Consider the following 22,074-nt stretch of genomic DNA (forward strand, 5'->3'; position numbering starts at 1 on the left):
ATCACGGACAAGAACGGTCCATGGGTGTCCGGACGGCTCGCCGACCTCGGGGTGGACGTCGCTCACCTCACGATCTGCGGCGACCGCCCGGCCGACCTCCTCGCCCAATTGCGGTTCCTCGCGGCCGACGGCGTGGACCTGATCGTGACGACGGGCGGCCTCGGCCCCACCGCCGACGATCTCACCGTCGCGACCGTCGCCGAGTTCGCGGGGCTGCCGCTGCGGCAGGACCCTCAGATCCGACAGACCATCGACACCGTGATCCGCACGTGGCGGCAGGTCCCGGCCGATGCGACGCTGCCCGACGCCCTGGTCGCCGCCATCGACAAGCAGGCACTGGTCCCCGTCGGCGCGCGGGCGATTCCACCGACCGGCACCGCGCCGGGTGTGGCCGTGCCCGCCGCGGACGGTCGGCCCGCGGTGCTCGTCCTGCCCGGTCCGCCGCACGAATTGCAGGCGATGTGGCCCACCGCGGTCCGCACCGACGCCGTCGTCGAGGCGATCAGCGGCCGTGTGATCGGCGAGCAGCGCACCATCCGCGCGTACGGCTTGTCCGAGCCCGATCTCGCCGTCACCCTGCGTGAGGCCGACGATGCCGTCCCCGGCCTCTGCGGATGTAGAGGTCACCACGTGCATGCGCGGAGGCGAGCTGGAGATCGTCAGTCGATTCGACGGCACGGCGTCCCGCCACGTACGACGCTCTCGCTGATCTTCTCATCGCACGCCACGGCGACAAGGTGTTCTCCACCGACGCCTCGACATCGACGATCTTCTGGTGTCCCGTCTGAACGGGCGGACCGTCGCGACGGCGGAGTCGTGCACGGGCGGGATGGTGGCGGCGCGTCTCACCGACCGCGCGGGCTCATCCGCCTACCTGCTCGGCGTCGTCGTCTCCTACTCGAACGAGGTGAAGACCGGTGTGCTCGGCGTGCCCGCCGAGTTGATCGCCGAGCTCGGTGCGGTCAGCGAACCCGTGTGCCGCGGCGATGGCCGAGGGCGCCCGTCGGGTGACGGGCGCCGACATCTGCGTGTGTCGACCACCGGCATCGCGGGACCGACGGCGCCCGGCCCGCAAACCCGTCGGCACCGTGTGCTTCGGCGTCAGCGGGTCGCGGGCCGGGAGACGGTCACCGTGACCCGGCTGTTCCCCGGTGACCGCGACAGCGTCCGACGTCTGGCGACCACCGCCGCGTTCCACCTGCTTGCGGCGGCTCTGTAGGACTCTAGTGTGACGGCGCGAGGCTGACGTCGTGCTCCACCGGCTTCGGGGCCCTGACCAGGATCCGAGAGCGACGAGCACGATGCTCAGGCAGCCCGCGGTCAGGAACACCGTCCGGACGCCGTCGGTCATGGCGACCGCGGCCGAGTCGCCCGCCTCGGCGCCGCTCTTGGACACCACGGTGACGATGGTGATGAACAACGCGGTGCCCGCACCGCCCGCCACCTGTTGCAGGGTGCCGAGCGCGGCCGAACCGTGTGAGTACAGGGCAGGCTTCAGCGAACCGAGAGCCAGCGTCATCAGCGGGGTGAACGTGGCCGCGAGACCGATGCACAGCACCATGTTCGCCGCGGTGAGCAGCCAGAACGACGTCGCCGTGGTGACCGTCGTCATGAGCCAGACGGCGCACGCGATCAGCAGTGTTCCTCCGATCACGAGGAGCCGGGGACCGCGGGCGTCGTAGATCTTGCCGATCAGCGGCGACGACACTCCCATCAGGATGCCGCCGGGCAGGGTGATCAGACCGGTCGTCAGCGGGCTCATCCCGAGGACGTTGTGCGCGAACAACGGAACGACGATGAACGTGCCCATCATCGTCGCCATGGCGACGACCACCAGGATCACCGACAGCGTGAACGGCTTCGACGCGAACACCCGCAGATCGAGCAGGGCTCGGTCCTCGCGCTGGAGTTGGAGCTGACGTCCGATGAACGCCGCCAGACCGATCGCACCGACGACGAACGGGATCCAGATCGGCATGGCCGCCTTGCCGTCGGCCGATTCGCCGATGGCGACGAGACCGTAGACGAAGCCGCCGAAGCCGAACACCGCGAGCGGGATGGACAGGAAGTCGATGGGCGCCGACGACCGCTCCCCGACCGGCCGGACGAACTTGGCGCCCACGACCGTCGCGATCACCGCGAACGGCAGCACGACACCGAACACCCAACGCCAGCTGAAGTGGTCGAGGACCAGGCCCGACATCGTCGGACCGAGAGCAGGGGCGACGGCGATGACCACCGAGATGTTGCCCATCATCACGCCGCGTCGTTCCTCGGGGACCAGCGTCATGACCGTGGTCATCAGCAACGGCAGCATCACCGCCGTGCCGAGTGCCTGCACCACGCGGGCGATCAGCAGCACGGCGAAGCCGGGCGCGATCACGGCGATCGCGGTGCCGACGGTGAACAGCGTCATCGCGACGATGAACATGGTCCGCGTCCCGAACATCTGGATCAGGAAGCCGGTCAGCGGGATGACGACCGCCATGGTGAGCATGAAGATCGTCGTCAGCCATTGGCCCTGGCTCGGCGGGACGCCGAGATCGGACTGCAGGACGGGGAGCGCGACGCTCATCACCGTCTCGTTGAGGATCACGACGAACGTCGCGACGATCAGCGTTCCGATGATTGTGTAGTCCGTTCGTTTCACCGGACTAGGAAACCCCGAACCTGCACCGAGTGCAAGTGAGTTACGTTGGCACAGACGACGACTGCCGCACCGGTCGGAACCGATGCGGCAGTCGAGAAGGACGTGAGACTAGTCGCTGTTGAGGTAGCTCAGCAGGCGGAGGATCTCGACGTACAGCCACACGAGGGTGACGGTGAGGCCGAGGGCCACGCCCCACGATGCCTTCGCCGGTGCGCCAGCGTGGATCAGCTGATCGGCCGAATCGAAGTCGATGAGGAACGAGAACGCCGCGAGGCCGATGCAGACCAGCGAGAAGATGATCGCGATCGGACCGCCGTCACGCAGGCCGAGGCCCGATCCGCCGTTGAAGAAGCCGATGACCAGGTTGCCGATCACGAGCACGAGGACACCGAAGATGCCCGCGGTGATCATCCGCGTGAAACGCGGGGTGACGCGGATGGCTCCGACCTTGTAGACGATCAGCATGCCGACGAAGACGCCGAGCGTGCCGAGGACTGCCTGCCCGATCAGGACGCCCGCGTTGACGTCGCTGACCACAAGGTTCCCGAACACGAACGAGATCGCGCCGACGAACAGGCCCTCGAACGCCGCGTACGACAGGACGATCGCCGGGTTGTCCTGCTTGCGACCGAAGCTCGCGATGAGGACGAGGACGAGGCCGCCGATGGCGCCGACGCCCATGATCGGGCCCGCGATCGCGAGCTGCGACTCCATCGTGCCGCGGCCGCTGATGACGACGTAGGTGGCGACGGCGAACAGGATGACCGTGCCGAGCGTCATCGCCGTCTTGGTGACGACGTCGTCGATCGTCATCGGGCGGGTGCCCGCCTGCGGCTGGTACCCGGGTTGTGTGTACTGCTGGCCGTACTGCTGCTGGCCGTAGGTCATGGCGCCCTGACCGGCGCCTGCCATGCCGGTGCCGAAGGTCGCGTAACCGCCGTTGTTGGCCGGCTGGTTCTCGCGGACCACGCCTCGCATGATCGGATTACTGCTCTCGCGCACTGTGGGCTCCTTTAGACGAGTCGTGCGGATGACGTCTGGTTCGATCGTTCAACGAACGTCGGACCCGCTGTGTTCCCAGTTTACCGGTACTTGACTCAAACCGGTGCAGACGGCGCGCATCACCCCTTCCGCGGTGGACAGGTCATCGCCCCACGGCAGCCCCGGCTTCGTGACCATCAGGCAGGCGACGCCGTGCGCGACCGACCACACCTGCATGACGACGGGCACCGGATCGCCGGGCGCGATCAGACCCGTCGCCATCCCCTCTTCGATGGTCTCCCGGATGTGTCCGAACGCCGACGACAGCAGCACCTCGTCGGTGAGCGTCGGCTCCCCGGCCTCGGTGACGCGAGCGAACGTCGTCCGGAAGACCACCTCGTTCTCGATCGCGAAACGGACATAGGCGATCCCCTGTGCGACGGCCCTTTCCCACAGGTAGTCGATGCCCTCGCCCGCGGCCATCATGACGTCGTCGAACCGCTCGTAGTAGTGCGCGCAGACCGCGTCGAGCAATGCGTCCTTGTCCTGGAAGTGGAGGTAGATGGACGGCGGCGTGACGCCGACCCGCTGTGCGACGGCCCGGATCGACACTGCGTCGCCGCTGCCGAGCTCCATCAGCAGATCGGTGGTCGCGGCGATGATCTCGTCGGCGAGCTGCTCGCCCGAACCACGCGGGGAGCGGGGACGGGGAGCCATCACTCCTCCGTCAATCCGACGCGATCGTGCAGCCTGCGCAGCGGCGGCGGAGCCCACCAGTTCCACAGGCCCGCGAGCCGCATGAACGCCGGGACCAGCAGCATGCGGATGATCGACGCGTCCATCAGGACGGCGAGCGTGAGGCCGACGCCGAACATCCGCATGAACGACACCTCCGACGCCGCGATGCCCGCGAAGACGATCGCCATCAGCAGGGCGGCAGCCGTGACCACGCGACCTGTCCGGGCGAGGCCGACCGCGACGGCGTGGTCGTTCGCCGCCTTGGTGCGGTCGGACTTGAGCCACTCCTCCCGAATGCGCCCGAGCAGGAACACCTCGTAGTCCATCGACAGTCCGAACGCGATGCAGAACATGAGGATCGGCATCGTCGCCACGAGATAGCCCTGCGGGGTGGTGTCGAATCCACCGAGGTGTCCCTCCTGGAAGATCCACACCATCGCACCGAACGTCGCCGACAACGACAGGACGTTCAACACCAGCGCCTTGAGCGGCAGGAACACGCTGCCGGTGAACAGGAACAGCAGCACGTAGGTGGCGACCGCGATGATGATCAGGACCCACGGCAGGTACCGGAACATCGCGTCGACCACGTCGTGGTTCATCGCCGCGAAGCCGGTGAACGAGACCGTCGCGCCGTCGGGCTTGCGCACCGCGCGCAACGCGACCACCTGATCCTGTCCCGCGTCGCCCATCGGTTCCAGGCTCGACGAGACGTTCAGCAGCGCCACCCCGTTCCGGCTGTCCCGCGGGTCGCTCGGGGCCACCTGCCTGCCGTGGACGAACGTCCCGACCGGCGAGGTGACGGCGGTGACGTCGTCGACCTTCGACAGATCGGCCGCGTACCGCGCGATCTGGTCGGCCCGCACCCCGCCTTCGACGACGGCGACCGCAGTCCCACCCGGCGTCTGCGTGTACTCGGCGCGCGTCTCGTCGGCCATCGAGTGGACGGCCGCGTCCTTCGGGAGCACCCGCTCGTCGGGGAAGCCGAACTTCAGGGACAGGAACGGGGCACCGAGGACGAGCAGGAACACGGGGACGACGATCGCGACCGGCACCGCGCGCCGCAGCACGGCCTGCGCCATGCGGTACCACCCGGTGTCCTCGATCGCGGGCGTCGTCTCGACTCCGCTCGACGAGCCGGAGGGGCTGTTCGACGAGCCGGAGGGGTCACCCGACGGCCGGGAACCGCGGGAACGCAGGCGGCGGAACGCCTTGCGGACGTCGAGGGAGTCGATGCGGTCGCCGAGCAGGACGAGGAGCGCGGGAGTGATGACGAGCGCCGCGATGAGGGCGACGATCACCACGCCGACGCCCGCGTAGGCGAACGAACGGAGGAAGTACATGGGGAAGATCGCGAGCGCGGCCAGCGACAACGCGACGGTGACCGCCGAGAACGCCACCGTGCGCCCCGCGGTGTCGAGCGTACGGACGATCGCCGCACGACGGTCCAGACCGCCGTCCACCTCTTCCCGATATCGGGTCACGATGAGCAGCGTGTAGTCGATCGCCAGGGCCAGGCCCATCGCCGTCGTCAGGTTCAGCGCGAAGATCGACACATCGGCGAAACCCGCGATCAGGCGCAGGAGAGCCAGGGTGCCGACGATCGCCGCGCCGCCGACGAGGACCGGGAGCGCGGCCGCCACGACCCCGCCGAACACCACGATGAGCAGGAGGAAGCTGATCGGGATGGCGATCGCTTCGGCGATGGCGAGGTCTTTCGTGGTCTGCGCGTTGATGTCGCCGTAGACCAGCGCCATGCCGCCCGTCTGGATCCGCACGCCGTGCCGCTCGGAGCCGATGAGATCTGCCAGTTCCTTCGCGTTGGCCGGCGCGTGCTCGTCGCCGCCGGAGATCGCCGTGACGATCTGGGTGGACGAGCGGTCCGTGCTCAGCAGTTCGCCCGCCAGGTTCGGCGAGTTCCAGACGGTCAGGATCGGCTGCTCGACATAGCCACCCGTCGCCGTGGCCTTCCCGTCGAGGATCGCCAGGATCTCGTCGCGGGCGGCGATCACCTGCGGGTCGGTGGTCGCGTCTGTGCCGGGGCGAGCGTCCAGCTTGATGACGAATTGCATGCCGCCCTGCGCGAACTCATCGGCCAGCACGTCGCGCGCGTGACTCGATTCGGCTCCCGGGTCCTCGTATCCGCCCGCGAGCATCTTGTCGGCCGCACCGAGGCCGTAGGCGCCGCAGAGTGCCAGGACCACCACGGTCAATGTCAGGACGAGCTTGGGCGCGGCGATGATCCGCTGCGTCATTCGAGTGAGCACGACGACCTCCGTCAATCGAAGAGAACTCGGTTATCGCAGTTAAGTTATCACTCGAAACTTAACGACGGAAGGGTTGAATTCGTGCCACGTGAACCTCGACAACTTGGCATGGAACCTGTTCTAATCTCGATGTGTCACCGATCACAGACAACGAGAGTGCGCAGGTAGCGCGCCCAAGCGAATCCCAGCGCGATCCCGAATGGCTCCGCGAGAGGCTCGACTCCTGGCTCAAGAGCCACGAGGGCGCCGACGCGGCCGTCCTGAGCGTCGACCTGCCCTCGGCCAACGGGATGTCGAGTGAGACCCTCCTCGCCACCGCACGCCTACGCGGAGCCGACCACGACCTCGTCGTGCGAGTCGCACCGATGCCCGACAGCGACCCGGTGTTCCCGTCGTACGACCTCGACGGGCAGTTCCAGCTGATCCGCCACGTCGCCGAGCACACCGACGTCCCCCTTCCGCCGCTGTGGTGGTCCGAACCGGATCCCGAAGCACTCGGCGCTCCGTTCTTCGTGATGGGCCGGGTCGACGGCATCGTCCCGCCGGACGTGATGCCGTACACCTTCGGATCGTGGGTGTCCGAAGCCGCTCCGGACGACCGCGGGGCGCTCACCGCGGCATCCGTCGGCGTGCTCGCTGCGGTGCACGCCGCGCCACTGCCGACCGTCGGAGTCGCCCTCCCGAACGACGGGGAGAGCCCCCTGCGCGCACACATCCGCAGGTTGCGCGAGTTCTACGACTGGGCCGCGCAGGGCCGCGCGGGCGCGCCGCTCATCGAGCGCGCCTTCGCGTGGGTCGACGAGAATTTCCCGAAAGACGAGCCCGAACCCGTCCTCACCTGGGGCGACGCCCGCATCGGCAACATCATGTACCGAGACTTCGCGCCCGTCGCCGTCCTCGACTGGGAGATGGCGACCGTCGGTCCCCGTGAACTCGACATCGCGTGGATGATCTTCATCCACCGCTTCTTCCAGGATCTCGCCGAACTCGCGACCCTCGAAGGCCTGCCCGACTTCCTCACCCGCGACGACGTGACGGCCGAGTACGAGCGCCTCACCGGCTACGCCCCACGCGACCTGGACTTCTACATCACCTACTCGGCGCTCGTCCACGCGGTGATCATGTTCCGGATCAACTGCCGCGCCATCCACTTCGGCCAGGCCGCCGAACCCGCCGACCCCGACGACATGATCCTGCACCGCGCCACCGTCGAGGCGATGATGGCGGGCACCTACTGGCCTCTCGACTCCGCTCGAGGAACGGAAGAAGCATGAGCCGCTCCGCACTGTCCGAGATGGACGACTACCCGATCCACCAGGTCGCCGAGGTGGTGCGGCACGTCGGGACGTCGGACCGGAACTTCTACGACCGCTACTACTTCAACTGCCACGGCGACATGCGCGGCGACAGCCCCGAGCCGTGGCTGATCGTCGGACTCGGCGTGTACCCGAACCTCGGCGTCGTCGACGGCTTCGCGGTGGTCAGACACGGTGACGATCACATCGTCGTCCGGGCATCGAAAGCGTTGGGCGACAACCGGAACGACCTCACTGTCGGACCGCTGACGGTGAAGGTCCTCGACGGCCTGCAGCGACTGCAGGTGTCGCTTGAGCCCGGCCACGGCGACGTGTCGTTCGACCTGGTCTTCGACGCCGACGGCCCGGCCGTCCTCGAACCCCGGCACTATCAGCGGCAGTTGGAGCGGGTCACCTTCGACACCATGCGGTTCGTGCAGACCGGCGGCTGGACCGGTTCGTTGACGGTCGACGGCGAGGACTTCGACGTCCAGCCCGACACGTGGCGCGGCAACCGCGACCGCTCGTGGGGCGTGCGGCCCGTCGGCGAGGCGGAGCCGCCCGGTCGTCGCGCCGCCGAGACCGACGCCGCGTCGTTCTTCTGGATCTACTCGGTGATGCGGTTCGAGGACTACGTCATCACGGTCATCGTGCAGGAGCTGCGGACCGGCGAGCGGATCATGGGCGACGCTCGGCGCGTGTGGAACGATCCGGCACGCGATCCGGAATGGCTCGGCCGGGTGGAGCACGAGGTGGAGTTCGTCTCCGGTGGGCGTGAACCGTCCGGAGCCACGCTGCGTTTCGTGAAGCCGTCCGGTGAGACGATCTCGGTGCGCTGCGCGCCGAAGGTCGCGAACTTCATCGGCTTCGGCACCGGATACGGGCTCGAGCAGGACTGGCGTCACGGCATGTGGCAGGGCGACGAGAAGGTCCAGGCGCTGCGCAACAAGGTCTCCGAGCTGGATCCGACCATGAAGATGTTCTGCCCCGTGGACCACTACGCGAACTTCACCCTCGTCGAGGGCGACGCCGAGTCGCACGGCGACGGGTTGTTCGAGTTCGCGGTCATCGGACCGCACGATCAGTACGGGTTCGCCGAGTACGTCGACGTCGCGCCATGACCGTCGAGAACTTCGGCACTCGCGGCCGCGCTGAGCGCGGCTGCGAGTGCCGAAGTTCTCGAGTCAGCGCATTCCGCGCCCGGCGGCGAGGACGAACTCGGCCATGTGATCGACGAGTCGGTCGACGGTCCGCGGATCCGGGCTGTAGTCGACGCGGTCGAGTTCGTCTCCGATGAGCCCGAAGAGGCCGCCGATGACGGCCAGCGCTATCGAGTCCACCGCTTCAGGGAGGTCGTCGTTGTACATCTCCCAGACGCTGATGACCAGCTTGGACGCCGCGCGCCGGTTCTCGCGGCGCTGCTTGTCCACCTGCACCGTCAGGCCGCCCGCCACCCCGAACGTGACGATCGAGACGCGCGGGTCGTCGATCAGCGCGTGCGCGAGGGCCCCGACGAGCGCGCGCACCATCGCGTCCTCGGACTGGTCGCCGGTCGGCATCGCCGCGACGACCCTGGAAAAGGTCCGATCGGTGCACCGCCGGAGAAGCGCGACGTAACACTCCTGCTTCGACCGGAAGTGCTCGTAGAACGCCTTGTTGCCGACGAGAGCCCGCTGGCAGAGCGCTTCGATCGAGGTCTTGGCGACACCGTCGGTCGCGAACATCTCGAGCGCGGTGTCGAGGATGACCTCGCGGCGTCGCTCCGCGCGTTCGGCGGCGTCCAGACCGAGGATCACTCGTCCGCTGTCGTCAGAGGTATCGGTCATGCGTGCCACGCATCCGACAGTAACCTGTTCTAGTTCGGCGATCGCAGCGGTTCGTCCGACCCGTCACAACTTCGATGGTCAGGCGTCGGGAACGGCGCATCCGTCGGGTCCGCAGGCGTGGCCGTCGGCGAGGAGCGTCGGCCCCCGACGGCCGGCCCACGCCTTCTCCAGGGCCTGGGCGAACACCTCCGTCGGCTGTGCTCCGGACACCGCGTACGTGCGATCGAAGACGTAGAACGGCACACCACCGACGCCGAACTCCTGCGCCTGGGCCTCGTCGCGCCGCACGTCGTCGGCGTATCGGGTCTCGTCCGCGAGCACCTCGCGAACTGCGGCCTCGGTGAAACCGGCGTCGACGGCGACCTGGACGAGGCGATCCGTGTCGCCGAACAGCGGGGCCTGCTCGGCGAAGTTCGCGACATACAGCGCGTCGAGCATCTGCTCCTGACGACCGAGTTCCTTGGCCCAGTGGAGGAGTCGGTGCATGTCGAACGAGTTGCCGTAGTCGCGGCCCGACGTCACGTACTCCAACCCCGCCTCGGCCGCGGCCGCGCCGAGCTGGCGTTCGCCCTGGGCCGCCTGCTCGAGCGTTCGACCGTACTTCTCCGCCAGGTGCTCGACGACGCTGCCGGACGTGCCCGCGGGAACGGTCGGGTCGAGCTCGAAGGAGCGGTGGACTACCGACACCTGGTCGCGGGCGTCGAACTCGTCGAGCGCGTCGGCGAACCGCTTCTTCCCGAGATAGCAGAACGGGCAGTTGACGTCGGTCCAGATCTCGACCTGCATGAGTGAGTCGCCTCCATACGGTTGTTCAGTGCGTGGGCTTCAACGCGGGCGCGGTCTCCGTTGTTCCCGGCAGCCGCACCGCGAGCATCGCGCCGAGGGCGGTCAGGGCCACGGTCCACCAGAACGCGTCGCGGAAGCCGCCGACTCCGGCCGAGCCCGCCGTCAGGACCACGGCGACGACGGCCGTGCCGACCGAGCCGCCGACCTGCTGGAAGGTCCGCGTGAGGATCGACGCGTCGTGCTTGTACGCGGCGGGCAGGCCGACGAAAGCCGCGGACATGACGGGACTGATGAGCACGCCGAGCCCGAGGCCGCGCACGAACAGGGCCGCCATCAGCCAGATCAGGCCGGTGGACTCGTCGGCCAGGGCGAACGGAACGGTCGCGGCGGCGACCACCGCGAACCCGGCGACCGCCACCCAACGCGCGCCGATCGCGTCGGTGAGACGTCCGCCGACGGTCCGGCTGACGAGCGCACCGATCCCCTGCGGCACGAGCACGAACGCCGCGGCGAGAACCGTCTCCCCGCGGACCTGCTGCAGGTACAGCGGAAGGGCGAGCATCGCGCCGAACGACGTGACGCCGAAGAAGAACAGTCCGACCGACGACGACCACACCGACTGCCGTGCGAAGACCCGCACGTCGACGAGGGTGGGACCGGCGGCCCGGGCTCCTCGGACGACGAACGCGGCGAGCAGGGCGACGCCGATCGCGGCGGGGACGAGGACGTCGGCGCGGGCGATTCCGGCGTGCATGTTCGACAGGCCGAGCAGCACCCCGACGAGCCCGGGCGCCAGGAGCGCCAGTCCGAGCCAATCCAGGCGCGTCCGGCCCGGCGACCGGTCGTCGGGGATCCGGCCGGACAGGGCGAGCGCGATCAGGCACACGGGGACGTTGACGAGGAACAGCCAGCGCCAGTCGAGCCAGTGCAGGATGACGCCGCCGACGACCGGTCCGAGGATCGGGCCGAGCGCCGTCGGCACACTGACCAGGGCGACGAGGCGACCGAGCGCGCGGCCGCCGCTCGCGGCGACGAGAACCGACGTCATCAACGGGAACAGCAGCCCCGCGCCGAGTCCCTGCAGCACACGAAAGGCGATGAGCGCCTGGATGTTCCACGCCGCGGCGCAGAGGATCGAGCCGAGGAAGAAGGCGGACAGTCCGGTGCGCCAGACGGCCCGGGAGCCGAAGCGCAGCGCCGACCATCCGGCGAGCGGCACGGCGACCGCCAACGCCAGGAGGTAGCCGGTGTTGGTCCATTGGACGGTGCCGACGGGCGCCGACATCGCCGTCGTCAGGTTGTCGAAGCCGATGGTCACGATGGTCGTGTCGAGGATCGGCGCGATGAGGCCCGCGATCACGGCGATCGCGACGCGCTTGGCTTCGGCGGGGATGGCATCGAGCGTCTGAGTCTTCACAACACTCCTTAGATTCAGTTGCGTATCTTATTTCCCGACCGACGATAGCCTCGTGCGATAAGATGCGCAAGTGGGTCTTAACGAGAAGGCGACGCGACGACGCGGCGCGGAACTGGAAGCGGCGATCCTCGACGCCGCGTGGGAACAGCTGACCGAACGCGGATACGCGGGCTTCACGTTCGAAGCCGTCGCCGAACGCGCGGAGACGTCCCGCCCCGTGCTGTACCGTCGCTGGCCCACGCGTTCGGACCTGCTCCAGGCGACGATCCGCCATCACGGCGCGGGCCAGGACGTGTCGGCCCCGGACACGGGGAGTCTCCGAGGTGATCTCTTGACGGCCCTGCGCCGCTCGAACGACAGGCGGTCGAACTTCCTCGTCCTGCTCAGCGCCAGCCTCGGCGAGTACTACAGCGAGTCGGGCGCGACGCCGAGCGACGTCCGCGACCTCCTGTTCGGCGCACAACGCATGGGGATCGACGACATCCTCGACCGCGCCGTCGCCCGCGGCGAAGCGGACCCGGCACGCCTGACCCCGACAGTCCGAACCGTCCCGTACAACCTCTACCGCCACGAGGTGCTCATGACCCTCCGGCCGGTTCCCGACGAGAAGCTCACCGCGATCGTCGACGAGGTGTTCCTGCCGCTCGTCACGCCATAGGACGCCACCTGGCATGCTTGTCACCGCGCCCCCTTAGCCCAATTGGCAGAGGCAGCGGACTTAAAATCCGCGCAGTGTCGGTTCGAGCCCGACAGGGGGCACTGACTCCTTCTCGACTGCGCTCGAAGAACCGGGGCCGAGCGCGGTCGATACGCAGATCAGAACAGGCGGCCTGCGTCTTCAGCGGGCGGTTCCTCCAAGGCCAGGAGTGCCCGTTTGCGGGGCAGCCCACCCGCGTAGCCGGTGAGCGAACCGTCCGACCCGACCACTCGATGGCACGGGATGATCACGCCGATCGGATTCGACCCGACGGCCTGACCGACGGCCGTCGCCATCCCCTTGCCGCCGACCCGTTCGGCGATCCAGCCGTAGGTGACGGTCTCGCCGAACGGGATGTGCATCAGCAGGTCCCACACGCGAGTCTGGAAGTCGGTGCCGACAGGCCGCAACGGCAGGTCGAACACCCTCCTGTGTCCGGCCAGGTACTCGCGGAGCTGGTCCGACGCGTCGACGAGCAACGGATCGGGGGTCACCGTCATGTCCGTCCCGAACGACGACTCCGCCGGCAGCCGGGCTTGCGCGTCGAAGTACACGCCGACGACGGCGTCGCCGTCGGCGACGATCGTCACCGGCCCGAGGTCGGTTGTGATCACCGCATGACGACGACTCATCCCTCCATCATGCCGGTGACCGAACTCGAGACCGAACGGCTCACGAGGTGCGATCGTCCCCACCGCGTGTCCGTGCCCGCGTGCTCGGCGAGGATTCCGGCGGCGAAGTCGTTGTCGAGGTCGCGGATCACGCTGTGCAGGTGATTGCCTCCACCGACAGCGTTGACGGCCTCGATCAGGTAGCGGTCGGTCTGCACGCGGAAGTAGTGCGGCTCGCCGCGGACCTGCGCTCCCGCCCACGCGAAATGGATCGGGCCTCCCTCGCGGACGGCGGCGCGGTGCCGCTCCCCCGCCTCCGGCGGCAGCCGATCGAGGTAGCAGTCGACGATCGCCAGGAGCCCGGCCTGCTGGTCCGGGGTCAGATCGTCCGACGCGATCCCCGACGGGGCGTCGCGCCGGAACGTCAGCGCCGCCCGGTCCGCGTCGGCGATCCGGTAGTCGGGCATGCCGAGGTCGTAGTGATCGGGGTACTCGTACGCACCGATCTTCGGAACCTGGCGAGTGACGAAGTCTGCGGGTGCGACGTCGTGGATCACGGCGGTCGCACGCTGATCGTCGGTCAACGACGCCAGCAGATCGAAGCCCAGCCCCTCGTCGTCGGCGAGCGGCTTGAGGACACCGTCGTACTCGGTGGGCTGCGCGCCCAATGCCATCGGCGTCGCGGCCACCCACCGTTCGTCGACGACTGTCACGTTGACGCACACGTGATGGCCGAGGAAGCGGAGCGTCCACGTGTCCTCGAATCCGGGCCTGCCGAAGAGCGTCAGGTAGTAGCTGTCCGAACTTCGCCACGACGGCAGCGCCGGACCGAGGAAGTCGCCCTCGTAGTCGCGCAAGACGTGCTCCAGTTGGGTGATGCCGAGGATCTTGGTGAACGTGCGCAGCGGGACGGTCATCCGGATCATGTCCCAGACGAGGACCCGCTGGTGCCTGTCGAGGTCGTGCAGCGGGATCCCCGTGCGGTCGGGCTTCGGGATGATGTCCCAGTCGAGGCGACGCGCGTCGTCGAAGTCGGCGATCACCGCCTGCTCCCGCTGCTGCGGGCTGAACGTGCCGATCAGCCCCATCGCGGTGACAACGAGCCGCTGGGCGGTCTGCGGGGCTTCGTACAGGTCAGACATGTCTCTGGTTCCTCTCTGGCGCGGATGTCGTGTCAGTCATCGGCGAGCAGTTCCTTCTTGCGGACCTTGCCCATCGCGTTGCGAGGCAGCGCGTCGATCCGGCGGATCTCCCGCGGGCGTTTGTGGATCGACAGGGTGGACGCGACGAACTCCGACAGCACATCGCCGTCCACGTCGTCGCCGACCACATAGGCGACTATCCGCTGTCCGAGATCGACGTCCGGGACACCGACGACGGCGACCTCGGACACCGACGGATGCGACAGCAGTGCGTGCTCCACTTCGCCCGCACCGATGCGGTACCCGCCCGACTTGATGAGGTCGACCGACTCCCGTCCGACGATGCGGTGGAAGCCGCCGCGATCGATGACGGCCATGTCGCCGGTCATGAACCAGCTGTCGGAGGTGAATTCCGCTGCGGTCTTCTCCGGATTGCGGAGGTAGCCGTCGAACAGTGTCGGGCCCGCGATCTGCAGGCGGCCCAACGTCTCACCGTCGTGCGGCACCGGGTTGCCCGCGTCGTCCCACAGACGCGTCCGGACTCCCGAGATCGGCAGTCCCACCCAGCCGGGACGACGTTCGCCGTCGGCCCTGGTGCTGATGGTGATGACGGTCTCGCTCATCCCGTAGCGCTCGATCGGATCGTGACCGGTCAGCTCGCGCATAGCGGCGAACACCGGGGTGGGCAGCGGTGCGCTGCCCGACACCAGCAGTCGGGCCGACGACAGGGCACGGGCCGACTCCGGATCGGCGCACACCCGCGACCACACCGTGGGCACGCCGAAGTACAGCGACCCGCCGGCCGCGGCGTACGCCTGAGCCTTCGGGCGAACCGTGTGGACCAGGGGCGAACCGTGCCGCAGCGCGCCGATGACGCCAAGGACCAGTCCGTGGACGTGGAACAGCGGCAACCCGTGGACGAGCGTGTCGTCGGCGTTCCACTGCCACGCGTCGGCCAGGCCGTCCAGACTCGCGGCGATCGCCCGCCTCGACAGCACCACGCCCTTGGGCAGGCCGGTGGTGCCCGAGGTGTACATGATCAGCGCCGTCGACTCCGGGCCCGGTTCGACTGCCGGCGCGTCCGCGCGCTCATCGAGGTCGACCGGCACGGTCGGCAGGTCGACGCCGTCGATCGGGTTGCCGAGCAGCAGCTGTGCGCCCGAGTCGGTCAGGATGTGCCGGCGCTCGGCGGGTCCGGAGTCCGGAGGCAGCGGCACCGCGGGCACCCCGGCCAGCAGGCAGCCGACCACCCCGATCACCGTGTCCATCGTGGCGTTCGCGACCATCGCGACCGACGACGCACCGCCGACCCTGCGAGCCACGGCCGACGCCGCGCCGACGAGCTCGCTCCGGGTCATCGACTCGTCGCCCACCGTCACCGCAAGGGCGTCCGGACCGTCAGTCAGCGAAGGAAGCAGCACTGCGGTCATCGGGGGCCCTCCGTCGACGGCGCGGGACGGACGACGAGCATCCGTGCGACGACGGCGCCGGCATTGTGGACCGATCGCTCATCGCCCACTGCGACGTTCACCGAATCGAGCGGACCTGCGGTCACACTGACGCCGCCGCCTGCGAACGTCAGCTCGCCCTCGAGCACGACGTAGATCGTCTCGGCGGTCTGCACCGCGGAGGCTGCAGTCGCGCCGGGCTCGTACTCGGACAGGACCACGCTCATCCCGCCGTCGCCGCCCTGCAGTCGCACGGGCGACACACCGTGGTGTCCGACGGGCGCGAACGGCTCGCCGTCGGCGACGCGGGTCAGTCGAATCGTCATGTCACAGGACCCCCGCGTCGACGCGGACGCCGATCGGCGTGGTCACCGAACCGATGCCGTCGATCGTCACCGTCACCTCATCGCCCGGATGCAGGAACCTCGGGGGCGTCCGTGCGTAGCCGACGCCCGACGGGGTGCCGGTGGCGATCAGGTCGCCGGGCTGCAGGGTGAACGTGCGGCTCACGAACGACAGGATGTCGGCGATCGAGAAGATCATCATGTCGGTGGTCGACTCCTGCATCACCTCGCCGTCGACGAGACAGCGCACCCGCCGGCTGCCGAGCTCGCCGACCTCGTCGGCGGTCACCAGATCGGACATCGGCCCGCTCCGGTCGGCGTTCTTGCCGATGGTCCACTGCGTCGTCAGCTTCTGCGCCCGACGTGCGGTGATGTCGTTGAACGCGGCGTACGCGAACACCGCGGCTTCGGCCTGCTCCGGAGTGGCGACCGACAGCGGTGCGCCGACGGCCACCAACAGCTCGGCCTCCCAGTCCAGTCCCTGCTCGTCGACGGGCACGTCCACCGGGACGCCGCCGACCGTCAACGACTGCGTCCACCGACCGAAGATCGTGGGATGATCGGGCACCTCGAACGGGCCTTCTGCCACATGTTCGCGGTAGTTGAGTCCCACGCACAGGACCCGCGCACCCGGGCGCACGGGCGGCACGATCTCCACGTCGGCCGCGTGGAGACGGTCCACGACACCCGCAGCCGCGGCGACGGCGGCGGACGGGTCGTCCCAGAACCGCTCGACCGAGCCCAGCGGGATCAGCGCGTCGCCGTCCCTGGCCGCCACCTGCACTCCGTGCGCGTCGCGATATCCGATGATCTTCACACTGTTCCCCTTCAGCTTCCGTAGACGGCTGCGCACCAACCGGCAGGCGCCGCACCGTCGACACAGATGACGCGGCGGTCGATGAGCCAGCGTCCGTCCGCCTGTTTGACGAAGTGGTCGCGCCATTCGCCCCAGTGGTCGGGTGCGGCCTGATCGGTGATCGCGATGTACATCGTGACCACATCGGCCGCGTCGGCGCCGCGGAACACGATGTCGAGCGTGGTCGCGTGATGGCGGATGAACGTCGGACCGCCGCCCTTGACCACCTCGGCCATCTCGACGGCGCCGACCTCGGTGCCGTCGGGCAGGGTGATGCGGGCGTCGTCGGTGTAGATCACCGACATGCCGGCGAAGTCGGCGTTCTCGCGCGCCATGTTGCAGTAGCGGTGCATCACCGCGGTGATCAGTGCACGATCGTCGGCACGGGCCTGGTCGAGGCTGTCTGCGGTCATGATGTCTCCTCTTGACGGATGAAGTGGGTGGTGAAGAAGGCTGCCGTCATCGCGATGGACGTCGGCTCGTCGAAGGCGGGGTCCTCGTGGCCCGCACCACCGAGTACGACGAAGGTGGAGCGCGCTCCGACGGCTGTCAGCGCGTCGTGGAGTCGGCGTCCCTCGCGTTCGTCGACCATGCGGTCGCGGTCGCCGTGCGCGATGAGGAACGGCGGGGCGTCGGCGCGGACCTGGTGGACGGGGCTGGCGGCCCGCATCAGGTCGGGGTGCGCCCGGACGTCGTCGACGCCGAGCAGCGCGTTCTCCGGACCGGGCGGCAGGAGTGCCTCTTCCAGTGGACTCCTCGCCGCAACGGTGGTGATGTCGCCGAATCCGAACCAGGAGACGACGGCGTCCACCGTGCCGCGCAGACCGGCGAGCCCGGCGAGGACCGCTCCGGCCGATGCGCCCCACAGGCCGATCCGAGTGGATCCGACCTCGTCGGGGTGATCGCCGATCCAGGCCAACGCCTCGAGAACATCGTCGACCGGATCGGGGAACGCGGCGGGCGCGAGTCGGTAGTCGGGGACGACGACGGTCAGTCCGTGCCGGACCATGGCTTCGACGCGCGGGCGGTCCATCGCGCGGTCGCCTGCGGCGAACCCGCCGCCGTGCAGGTAGACGACGACGCCCGCAGACGGCCGATCCGGCCGGTGCACGTCGAGGAGCAGGGACCCGGAGGCCCGCTCGACGTAGGCGTGGGTGGTGACAGTCGTCATGCCAGGACCGGGATCTGGTCGAGGAGGTGATCGACGAGTGCCCGCAGGTCGTCGGCCGAATCGGCCAGACCGAACACGTAGCCGTCGGGCCGCGAGATCAGCGATGTCGCCGACCACTTCTCGAAGTAGTCGCGGTACGTGCCGTCGGCGTCGACGACGTCGCCGAGCTTCACCTCGATCACGCCGAGCTCAGCGAGCCGCGCCGACTGCTCCGCGGTGAGGACCTCGTCGATCGGGAGGGTCGACACGAGGTGGAAGCCGTACCCGACGACGTCGTCGAGGAGTTCGGTGCGGCCGTCGATCGTCACGACGCCCTGCGGCGCCACCTCGCCGGCCTGCGGTGCGGCGTCTCCGTCCACGGTGCGCAGTCCGACGCCGCCGCCGATCGGCGGGATCGGCGGGGTCACGTCGCCGCCGGTCGCCTCGAGGTAGGCGTCGCGTTCGGCGGCCTCTGCTTCGGTCGCCGGGTTGATCATCTTGAACGCCGCGTACGACCCTTCGACGAAGAACCGGCCCTGGCCGAGACGTTCGGGCTCGTACGAGTCGAGCAGGCCGGCGTCGGCGCGCCCGGACAGGACGAGATCGAGCTTCCACGCGAGGTTCGCGGCGTCGCGCATCGCGGTGCAGGCGCCCTGCCCCATGTACGGCGTCATCGCGTGCGCGGCGTCGCCGCCGATGAACACCCGCCCCTTGCGCATCGACGTCGCGATCTGGCTGCGGAAGCGGTACAGCTTGCGGCGGGTCTGCCGGATGCTCGTCCGGGGCACCCCGACGTGCTCCTCCATGAACTGCAATCCGCGCTCCTCCGTCAGTTCGTCGTCGATGTCGGTGCCGGGGATCACGCGCACGTCGGTGCGGACCCGGCCGACGCCGTTCGGCGCGTAGAAGTAGGGCTGGGTGAACTCGAGGTCGAAGTAGACGCGTTCCTCGAGGTTGTTCGGGAGCGGTTCGAGGACGTCGTAGTCGGTGAGGATCCACTGGTCGTCGTGTACGTGCAGGACCTCGAGATCGATGCCGAGCTTCTCGCGGACGAAGCTCGACGCACCGTCCATGCCGATGACGTACGTCGCGCGCACTTCCTCGGTCGTCCCGTCCTCGGTGGTCGCGACGACGGTCGCGCCGCCGTCGGTGATGTCGACGAGGTCGACCGCGGTGCGACCCCAGCGGACGTCGACGTTGGGGTGCTGCGCGATCCGGTGCGCCATCGCGGCCTCGATGTTCGGCTGGTGCAGCGACAGGTGCGACATGTGGCCTGCGCGCTTGTAGTCCCAGTCGAAGTGGCCCTTGCGCTCGCCGTCGGCGCCCCAGAGCTCGACGAGCCGTTCCGGCAGCGACTCGGCGAGCGCTTCCTTCGGGTCTGCGGCGTGCTGGAGGAGTCGCGCGACCTCGCCGTCGAGGGTGCTCATGCGAGGGAGTTCGTAGGGCTTGGGGAACTTGTCCATTGCGACGACGGTGTGGCCTCGCTGTCCGAGCAGTGACGCCAGCATCGCCCCCGCGGGCCCGAACCCGACGATCGCTACATCCGCGTTGGTCCTCATCTGATCCCTCTCGCTAAACCACCCGAACCTTTCGAGTTGTTATGAACGTAATCTACGTCACCACCCCGGGCCGATGTCAAGGGAATCACCATAAATATTCGGGTGTTTTCTCGTCGGCGGCGCTCCGACGGCCCTCGGATCTGCCCCACCCCACCGATGGTGGCCTAAAATCATGCGGGTGATTTCCGTTCCGTTGACCCGCGCCCAGTCCCTCGCCAAGGAGATCGAGGGCTGGATCGTCGACCGCGGATTGTCCGCAGGCGACCGGATCGCGACGATGGACGAACTGCGTGAGACGACCCGACTCGGGCGGGCCACCATCAGCGAAGCCGCACGACTGCTCGCCGAACGCGGCGCCGTCGACGTCCGGCCCGGACGCGGCGGCGGATTGTTCGTCGCACAGGCCGGTACCGTGGTCCAACTACGTCACACGCTGCTCTCCGTGGCCGCGGACCCGGCGAGCGTCGCCGACGCGGTCGCCGTCCGCGACGCGCTGGAGGAACTCATCGACATCGACGCGGCCCAGCACTGCACGGCGCGCGACGCCACCGACCTGCGCGCGATCATCGATCGCATGCGGGAGAACTCGACCGACCGCGAGAGCTTCATGCGCCACAACTGGGAACTGCACCGACGCCTCGCCGAGACCGCCGCGAACACGTTCGCCACCGGCGTCTACCTGAGTGCGATGGCGCACGTCGAGGACCTGCCGACACAGCCCGACTCGGAGACCGCCGACGACGACACCGGATACCTGGCTGAGCGCGTCGCCGTGCACGCCGAACTCGTCGAGGCCGTCGTGTCGGGCGACACGGAGCGGACGACCCGCGCCGTCGCCGCGCACCGATCGGTCAGCGCGCGTCCGCGCTGAGCATCACCCGAACGGGCGCCGCCGTCGCCGCGATCACCCGATCGACGTCGACGCCGGGCGCCACTTCGACGAGCGTGAATCCGTCGACGCCGACGTCGAGCACGCCCAGGTCGGTGATGACCCGATCGACGACGCCCGCACCGGTCAACGGCAGCGTGCATGTGTCGACGACCTTCGGGTCGCCGTCGCGGGTCGTGTGCTCCATCAGCACGATCACCCGACCCGCGCCGTGGACCAGGTCCATCGCTCCGCCCATGCCTTTCACCGTCGCGCCCGGCACCATCCAGTTCGCGAGGTCGCCCGCGGTGGAGACCTGCATACCGCCGAGCACGGCGGTGTCGATGTGTCCGCCGCGGATCATCGCGAACGACGACGCGGAGTCGAAGAACGCCGCGCCCGGCTGGACGGTGACCGTCTCCTTACCCGCGTTGATGAGGTCGGCATCCACGGCGTCGTCCGCCGGGTAGGGGCCGGTCCCGAGGATCCCGTTCTCCGAATGCAGGACCACCCGCACCCCGTCGGGCACGTAGGACGGGATGAGCGTGGGCAGGCCGATGCCGAGGTTCACGTACTCGCCGTCGGCGAGTTCGGCTGCTGCTCGGGCCGCCATCTGATCGCGCGTCCAGCTCATGCCGCAACCGTCCGCTTCTCGATCCGCTTGGCCTGCGGGCCGGTGCAGACCACCCGCTGAACGAACACTCCCGGCAGGTGCACCGCCGCCGGCCCGATGTCCCCCGGTTCCACCAGCTTCTCGACCTGGGCGATCGTGACCCGCCCGGCCATGGCGACGAGCGGGTTGAAGTTCATCGCCGACTTCGCGAAGACGAGATTGCCGTCGGTGTCGCCGACCTCCGCGTGGACGAGTGCGACGTCGGTGACGATCGACTCCTCCATGACATACGTCCGATCACCGAACACTCGGGTCTCCTTCGGCTCGGACGCCAGCGCGACGCCGCCGTCCGGCCCGTACCTCAGCGGCAGACCACCGTCGGCGACCGGGGTGCCGACGCCCGCGGGCGTGTAGAACGCGGGCAGTCCGGCCCCTCCCGCTCGCAGGCGTTCGGCGAGGGTGCCCTGAGGCGTCAGGTGCACTTCGAGGTCCCCGGCGAGATAGGCGCGCGCGAACTCGCGGTTCTCACCGACATACGACGCCGTGATCCTGGCTATCCGACCAGCGGAGAGCAGCAGTCCGAGACCGTAGCCGTCCACGCCGCAGTTGTTGGAGTAGACGTCGAGATCGCCGACCCCGGCGTCGACGAGCGCCTCGATGAGCGTGTCCGGCACACCGCACACCCCGAATCCGCCGACCGCGATCGATGCTCCGTCGCCGATTCCCGCTACCGCCTCGATGGCTGTTGTGAAGAGTTTCATGCGGCGATTACACGCCGAGCCGAGCCGTGGACGCCAAGCCCCCGGCGAGATTGCTCGCTCGGCGA

At 68.8% G+C, this 22,074-nt stretch carries 21 protein-coding genes, 1 tRNA gene and 2 pseudogenes; 7 read left to right on the forward strand and 17 right to left on the reverse strand.

What is annotated here, in order from left to right; translation table 11 throughout:
* Positions 1 to 51: 51 nt before the first annotated feature.
* Positions 52 to 417, forward strand: a pseudogene (locus GYB83_RS24065) (molybdopterin-binding protein); the annotation flags it as partial.
* 412 nt (positions 418 to 829) lie between these two features.
* Positions 830 to 1,219 (forward strand): CinA family protein, encoded by a 390-nt coding sequence (locus GYB83_RS24070; protein WP_371865045.1) that lies wholly within the window; start codon positions 830 to 832, stop codon positions 1,217 to 1,219.
* Between the two features lie 240 nt (positions 1,220 to 1,459).
* Here GYB83_RS24070 and GYB83_RS06095 read toward each other — a convergent pair.
* The 4 genes and pseudogenes from GYB83_RS06095 to GYB83_RS06110 form a co-directional block, all read right to left on the reverse strand.
* Positions 1,460 to 2,575, reverse strand: a pseudogene (locus GYB83_RS06095) (DHA2 family efflux MFS transporter permease subunit); the annotation flags it as partial.
* Positions 2,576 to 2,758: 183 nt separating this feature from the next.
* A complete protein-coding gene (locus GYB83_RS06100; protein ID WP_161894674.1) occupies positions 2,759 to 3,652 on the reverse strand; it encodes a Bax inhibitor-1/YccA family protein in 894 nt (297 codons plus the stop codon).
* A 48-nt stretch (positions 3,653 to 3,700) separates the two neighbouring features.
* Positions 3,701 to 4,348, reverse strand: a complete 648-nt coding sequence (locus tag GYB83_RS06105; RefSeq protein ID WP_161894675.1) for a TetR/AcrR family transcriptional regulator — start codon at positions 4,346 to 4,348, stop codon at positions 3,701 to 3,703.
* Positions 4,348 to 6,636: an MMPL family transporter gene (locus GYB83_RS06110; RefSeq protein ID WP_161894676.1), complete on the reverse strand. Its 2,289-nt coding sequence runs from the start codon at positions 6,634 to 6,636 to the stop codon at positions 4,348 to 4,350. Before GYB83_RS06110 ends, GYB83_RS06105 begins: the two co-directional genes overlap by 1 nt.
* Before the next feature lie 131 nt (positions 6,637 to 6,767).
* Between GYB83_RS06110 and GYB83_RS06115 the strand changes: the two genes are divergently transcribed.
* A complete protein-coding gene (locus tag GYB83_RS06115; protein WP_161894677.1) occupies positions 6,768 to 7,910 on the forward strand; it encodes a phosphotransferase family protein in 1,143 nt (380 codons plus the stop codon).
* Positions 7,907 to 9,052, forward strand: a complete 1,146-nt coding sequence (locus GYB83_RS06120) for an Rv3169 family protein (protein ID WP_161894678.1) — start codon at positions 7,907 to 7,909, stop codon at positions 9,050 to 9,052. The genes GYB83_RS06115 and GYB83_RS06120 overlap by 4 nt, the downstream gene beginning before the upstream one ends.
* 63 nt (positions 9,053 to 9,115) lie before the next feature.
* On the opposite strand, the gene GYB83_RS06125 is transcribed toward GYB83_RS06120, so the two are convergent.
* The 3 genes from GYB83_RS06125 to GYB83_RS06135 all read right to left on the reverse strand — a co-directional run bounded on the left by GYB83_RS06125 (position 9,116) and on the right by GYB83_RS06135 (position 11,960).
* Complete coding sequence (locus GYB83_RS06125; protein WP_161894679.1) at positions 9,116 to 9,757, reverse strand: TetR/AcrR family transcriptional regulator; 642 nt, start codon at positions 9,755 to 9,757, stop codon at positions 9,116 to 9,118.
* Positions 9,758 to 9,835: 78 nt separating this feature from the next.
* Positions 9,836 to 10,543, reverse strand: coding sequence for a DsbA family oxidoreductase (locus GYB83_RS06130; RefSeq protein ID WP_161894680.1), 708 nt, complete (start codon positions 10,541 to 10,543; stop codon positions 9,836 to 9,838).
* Positions 10,544 to 10,568: 25 nt separating this feature from the next.
* Positions 10,569 to 11,960 carry a DHA2 family efflux MFS transporter permease subunit gene (locus GYB83_RS06135; protein WP_161894681.1) on the reverse strand — a complete coding sequence of 464 codons (1,392 nt, stop codon included), beginning with the start codon at positions 11,958 to 11,960 and terminating at the stop codon, positions 10,569 to 10,571.
* A gap of 70 nt (positions 11,961 to 12,030) precedes the next feature.
* On the opposite strand from GYB83_RS06135, the gene GYB83_RS06140 reads away from it, so the two are divergent.
* Together GYB83_RS06140 and GYB83_RS06145 are read left to right on the forward strand one after the other, a co-directional pair.
* Positions 12,031 to 12,618, forward strand: a complete 588-nt coding sequence (locus GYB83_RS06140) for a TetR/AcrR family transcriptional regulator (RefSeq protein WP_161894682.1) — start codon at positions 12,031 to 12,033, stop codon at positions 12,616 to 12,618.
* 27 nt (positions 12,619 to 12,645) lie between these two features.
* Positions 12,646 to 12,719 (forward strand) — tRNA-Leu (locus GYB83_RS06145).
* Positions 12,720 to 12,776: 57 nt separating this feature from the next.
* Here the strand turns inward: GYB83_RS06145 and GYB83_RS06150 are convergent.
* The 8 genes from GYB83_RS06150 to GYB83_RS06185 are packed head-to-tail and all read right to left on the reverse strand — an operon-like array spanning position 12,777 to position 19,767.
* Positions 12,777 to 13,289 (reverse strand): methylated-DNA--[protein]-cysteine S-methyltransferase, encoded by a 513-nt coding sequence (locus GYB83_RS06150; RefSeq protein WP_161894683.1) that lies wholly within the window; start codon positions 13,287 to 13,289, stop codon positions 12,777 to 12,779.
* Positions 13,286 to 14,410: a DUF3500 domain-containing protein gene (locus tag GYB83_RS06155; protein ID WP_161894684.1), complete on the reverse strand. Its 1,125-nt coding sequence runs from the start codon at positions 14,408 to 14,410 to the stop codon at positions 13,286 to 13,288. The genes GYB83_RS06150 and GYB83_RS06155 overlap by 4 nt, the downstream gene beginning before the upstream one ends.
* 32 nt (positions 14,411 to 14,442) lie before the next feature.
* Positions 14,443 to 15,831: an acyl-CoA synthetase gene (locus GYB83_RS06160; protein WP_186349760.1), complete on the reverse strand. Its 1,389-nt coding sequence runs from the start codon at positions 15,829 to 15,831 to the stop codon at positions 14,443 to 14,445.
* Between the two features lie 5 nt (positions 15,832 to 15,836).
* The gene (locus tag GYB83_RS06165) at positions 15,837 to 16,184 is read right to left on the reverse strand and encodes a cupin domain-containing protein (protein ID WP_161894686.1); all 348 of its coding nucleotides are present in this window, start codon (positions 16,182 to 16,184) and stop codon (positions 15,837 to 15,839) included.
* 1 nt (position 16,185) lies between these two features.
* Positions 16,186 to 17,019 (reverse strand): fumarylacetoacetate hydrolase family protein, encoded by an 834-nt coding sequence (locus GYB83_RS06170; protein ID WP_161894687.1) that lies wholly within the window; start codon positions 17,017 to 17,019, stop codon positions 16,186 to 16,188.
* Positions 17,020 to 17,030: 11 nt separating this feature from the next.
* Positions 17,031 to 17,471 carry a DUF4440 domain-containing protein gene (locus GYB83_RS06175; protein ID WP_161894688.1) on the reverse strand — a complete coding sequence of 147 codons (441 nt, stop codon included), beginning with the start codon at positions 17,469 to 17,471 and terminating at the stop codon, positions 17,031 to 17,033.
* Positions 17,468 to 18,229, reverse strand: a complete 762-nt coding sequence (locus GYB83_RS06180) for an alpha/beta hydrolase (RefSeq protein ID WP_161894689.1) — start codon at positions 18,227 to 18,229, stop codon at positions 17,468 to 17,470. Before GYB83_RS06180 ends, GYB83_RS06175 begins: the two co-directional genes overlap by 4 nt.
* Positions 18,226 to 19,767 (reverse strand): bifunctional 3-(3-hydroxy-phenyl)propionate/3-hydroxycinnamic acid hydroxylase, encoded by a 1,542-nt coding sequence (locus tag GYB83_RS06185; RefSeq protein ID WP_161894690.1) that lies wholly within the window; start codon positions 19,765 to 19,767, stop codon positions 18,226 to 18,228. The genes GYB83_RS06180 and GYB83_RS06185 overlap by 4 nt, the downstream gene beginning before the upstream one ends.
* A gap of 178 nt (positions 19,768 to 19,945) precedes the next feature.
* On the opposite strand from GYB83_RS06185, the gene GYB83_RS06190 reads away from it, so the two are divergent.
* Positions 19,946 to 20,638 (forward strand): FadR/GntR family transcriptional regulator, encoded by a 693-nt coding sequence (locus GYB83_RS06190; RefSeq protein ID WP_161894691.1) that lies wholly within the window; start codon positions 19,946 to 19,948, stop codon positions 20,636 to 20,638.
* Here GYB83_RS06190 and GYB83_RS06195 read toward each other — a convergent pair.
* Both GYB83_RS06195 and GYB83_RS06200 read right to left on the reverse strand, forming a co-directional pair.
* Positions 20,619 to 21,269: a 3-oxoacid CoA-transferase subunit B gene (locus GYB83_RS06195; RefSeq protein WP_161894692.1), complete on the reverse strand. Its 651-nt coding sequence runs from the start codon at positions 21,267 to 21,269 to the stop codon at positions 20,619 to 20,621. The two genes, GYB83_RS06190 and GYB83_RS06195, sit on opposite strands and share 20 nt — an antisense overlap.
* Positions 21,266 to 22,009 (reverse strand): CoA transferase subunit A, encoded by a 744-nt coding sequence (locus tag GYB83_RS06200; RefSeq protein ID WP_161894693.1) that lies wholly within the window; start codon positions 22,007 to 22,009, stop codon positions 21,266 to 21,268. The genes GYB83_RS06195 and GYB83_RS06200 overlap by 4 nt, the downstream gene beginning before the upstream one ends.
* Positions 22,010 to 22,074: the final 65 nt, after the last annotated feature.

The organism is Gordonia spumicola, from assembly GCF_009932475.1.
Taxonomy (GTDB): Bacteria; Actinomycetota; Actinomycetes; order Mycobacteriales; family Mycobacteriaceae; genus Gordonia; species Gordonia spumicola.